Raw genomic sequence first — 2,815 nt, 5'->3', positions numbered from 1 at the left:
GAAATCCACGCTTGCCCGACCAAACCTCATGTCTGTCAGCGACTGATAGAAGCCCCAGAAAAATAGCAGGATGAAGCCGCCGAGAATAAGAATGGCCGGCAACAGGGAGATGAGCAGAAAAGTGCGACCCGATCTACCCCTATTAACTCCCTCTCTTATCATATCGATTGCTCTATACCGCGATCAGAAATACCGGCAGCGAAGTGCCACCGGTTAGTTTGAATGCGTCCCGTCAGGGAGTTTATTCCAACTCTTCCCGGATATCGTCAGCCAATTCAGACAGCCGCTCTTGCACGTCTGCACCCCCTACCATGTCCTGCATAGCCACGGCCCAGGCATTCATCGCGATGCCAAAACCGTAGCGCGGCGTGAATAAAAGAGCGATCTTGGGTTGAACTGTGTTGAACGTATCGTAGAAGTTGTTGAATTCAGGCTGTTTCGCGTAGTCGACCCACGCCTGGTCTTCCCAAGTGGAAGCCCGCGGCGGGTTCACCAGTTTTCCATCGGTCGCACCGCGCACATTCATCTCTTTGGATGTAGCCCACTGCATGAAATACCAGGCTGCGCCTTTTTTCTCTGATGCACTATTAATCGCCAGCGACCAGATAAAGATATTAGAAGCGAACTCGGCGTTGTCCGGGGCTGTCACCGGTGGCGCGAAAGCAATCTTACCGGATGCCTCTGACGCGCCTTTGATATTGTTCCAAAATCCGAACATGTTGGCGTCCATGGCCATTGCGGTTTTACCGGAAGAAAGGCCATCAACCACCTGATACCAGTTGTCGTTTGCCCAGCTATCAGGCGCACAGGCTTGAATCATTTCCACATAGTCTTTGTGGAAGCGGATCGAGTCTGCGCTGTCCAACCCCGTATCGAAATCTTCACCGGAGCCGACAAAGTCGCTGACGCCATAAGAGCGAGCGATTGAAATTGGTGCTGTGTGAATCGATGACCAGAATCGGACACCCCGCACTGCCATTGGCGTGATGCTGGGATCAGCCTTAGTGATCTGCATACAGGCGGCGGTCAAATCAGGAAGCGTGCCTGGCGGTTCAACACCCAGGCGGTCCAGAATGTCCGTCCGATACATCAGCTGCACGTTTTCGAAGGCGTGTGGAATGGCCCAAATCTCGCCGTCCGGTGTATCGATAATTTTTTCCTCTTCAACATTCCAGGTCCATGCCCGCCGCAGTGCTGGGAAGAAATCTTCATAATCGTATTCGGGGTTGGTCATCGACGGGTCATCGATAAAAGCTTTCAGTGGTGTTAATTGTCCGGCCGGGGTCACGTCCCACGCAGGTTGAACACCGATGCCGACGACATCCCAATCCGGTGAGCCGGAGCTCAATTGAATATTTAGTTTTCCCCAATAAGTGTCGTCGGGATAAAGCTCGGGATTGACCTTAATGCCAGTCAGTTCTTCGAATTCATCAATATAGGCGACGACTGCATCGGCATAGGGGTGAATGTCATAGGCCCAGGTAATTTCGGTGCCTTCGTATTTACGCCAGTCGAAATCTTCCGCGAGCACATTGCTTGTTGCAAGTACACCAGCTGCTAAAGCTAAGGCAACGGTATGCTGTTTCATGCTTTACTCCTTGCTAAGTTCAGTTCTTTGGCATCCTCGACGGCCAAATAGGCGGAAACGATTGCGGGCCCGATGGTGATGCCAGCGCCTGGGTAAATACCTGCCATTATCGAGGTTGCGTCGTTTCCGCATGCGTAAAGACCTGGGATCGCACTATCGTCTTCTTTCAGCACACGCGCTCTTTCGTCCGTCTTCAGTCCCGCCGCCGTACCCAAAGTCGCTGGGACGATTCGAAGTGCGATAAAAGGACCATTCTTAATCTCACCCAGATTAGGATTCTTCAGACCCAGGCTTGCATCCCCTAACGCTCGGTTAAAGGCGGACTCCCCGCGACTAAAGTCCGGGTCCTTCCCCGAATGAACGTTTTGATTGTGTTGGCTCACCGTGGCCATAAGAGCTTCTGGATTAATGTCGATCTCCTTTGCCAGCGCTTCAAGGGTCTCACCGCGTTGGATATAGCCGCGTCGAATGTAACTGCCGAGGCTGGGAGTCCATGGCCAAGGTAGAATATCTCCCATGCCGCGCTTCTTCACGAAAGCTTCTTCGCAAATAAAGAAGAAACGCTCATCATCGGGATAACCATTGTCAAAAAGGCCGATGCAAACGTCATGATAAGAATTTGACTCGTTCACAAACCTTTTGCCTTTCGGGTCTACTGCGATGACGCCCGGGCGACCTCGGTCAAGCCATCCATAGGGTACGATGGCGGTCGATCCATCCTTGTTTTTTAAACGCGACACCGGGGTCCAGAAACCGGGGCTGGCCACTTTCAGATCAAGCATCCCGCCGGCCTTGCGCGCAGCTTTGATGCCATCGCCTTGGTTTTCGGCTGCACACAATGTGACATCATGCTGGTGTTTGGCTCCCATCTCGGCCCGCAATTCGGGATTGGCGGCGAATCCTCCGGTGGCGAGGATCACGCCATATCGGGCGTGGACGCGAATGTTGGACCCTTTATAGGAAATGACAGCACCGCTTGCTCGATCATTCTCAACGATCAGCTCTGTCATCGGGCAATCGGTCGCCAGTTCTACATTCAACTCGCGCAAACTCGTCAAGGCTGCCGCCAGAAACGCATTTCCGCCGCTCAATTCAGTGCCTCGCGAGAACTTCAACCGATCCACCAAATAGCGGCTGACGCGGCGCAGCACATGCAACAGGGCCGTAGCAGATTTTAGCGGATTCAGGAAATGCTTGATCTCACTTGATGTGATCATCATGCCACCC

The 2,815-nt window shown here is 52.9% G+C and carries 2 protein-coding genes; both read right to left on the bottom strand.

The features are described 5' to 3' along the window. Positions 1-241 precede the first annotated feature (241 nt). The gene (locus tag Q1B15_RS20615; RefSeq protein WP_299757485.1) at positions 242-1,588 is read right to left on the bottom strand and encodes an extracellular solute-binding protein; all 1,347 of its coding nucleotides are present in this window, start codon (positions 1,586-1,588) and stop codon (positions 242-244) included. Beyond that, positions 1,585-2,815, bottom strand: a 1,231-nt coding sequence (locus Q1B15_RS20610; RefSeq protein WP_299757483.1) for an FAD-binding protein, incomplete at its 5' end; no start/stop codon positions are given. The genes Q1B15_RS20610 and Q1B15_RS20615, both read right to left, overlap by 4 nt.

Source organism: uncultured Boseongicola sp. (assembly GCF_937988555.1).
GTDB lineage: Bacteria > Pseudomonadota > Alphaproteobacteria > Rhodobacterales > Rhodobacteraceae > Boseongicola.
The sequence above is the reverse complement of the archived record's forward strand: the minus strand, read 5'-3'. Positions and strand labels throughout refer to the sequence as shown.

Bases quoted from the DNA above. Each gene is read 5' to 3' on its own strand.
- Q1B15_RS20615 (WP_299757485.1), bottom strand. From the start codon at position 1,588: ATGAAACAGCATACCGTTGCCTTAGCTTTAGCAGCTGGTGTACTTGCA.